Raw genomic sequence first — 742 nt, forward strand, 5'->3', positions numbered from 1 at the left:
CTCCAAAAATGTCCGAGTGATATTAATGGAGGCTGAGCAATGAATCAATATAAATGAGAATGATTTTCGTTATTCTCTATTGATTCTCTTGTTGAACTGGCTTCTTGCGGTAAACGCGCAGCATGAAGTCGGCCTCACACTGGAAAAGTGTAGCGGACTTTAGCTCTTCACGAAGTTCATCCGTCGCCTTCCAAGCAAATGGAGTCATTTGCAACAAATCAAATGCAACACCATTTTCTAAGTCCATGGTGTAGTTCAGCTTTTGTTGATGCTCTAGCTCAAAGCCTTCAATGTTCTCTGGTTCTTCATTGTGTAAGCGAACTTCTTGATAGATGCGTTCGCGGAACTGGTAAAGGTGACGACCTGCGGGCGTTACCGTGATCACTACGCCGTTGTCTTTGATGACGCGTTGCAACTCTTCTGCTTTACATGGTGCATAAATACGCAAAATCGCATCCAGTGATTGATCTGCAAACGGCAAGCGATGGCTAGACGCTACACTAAATTGGCAGTTTGGGTAGCGCTTAGAAGCGTAACGAATGGCCACTTTAGAAATATCCAAACCAAAAACAGTGGCTTGTGGATCTTGTTCGAAGAGAGATTGCTGCACTTGATCGGTGTAATAACCTTCACCACAACCGATATCCAGTAATTGGTGTGTCGTACTTTCTGTGTATTTCGCACATAGTCGAGCCACTTCTTGACGCATTGGATCGTAGTGGTTTCCTTCGAGAAAACGGCG

Annotated in this window: 1 protein-coding gene; it reads right to left on the reverse strand. The window is 44.5% G+C overall.

Translation table 11 applies throughout. The features are described from left to right. Positions 1-76 precede the first annotated feature (76 nt). The coding region (rlmA, locus tag R7Q11_RS26025; protein WP_225466983.1) for a 23S rRNA (guanine(745)-N(1))-methyltransferase at positions 77-742 on the reverse strand (666 nt) is incomplete at its 5' end.

This window comes from Vibrio sp. 970, assembly GCF_033339075.1.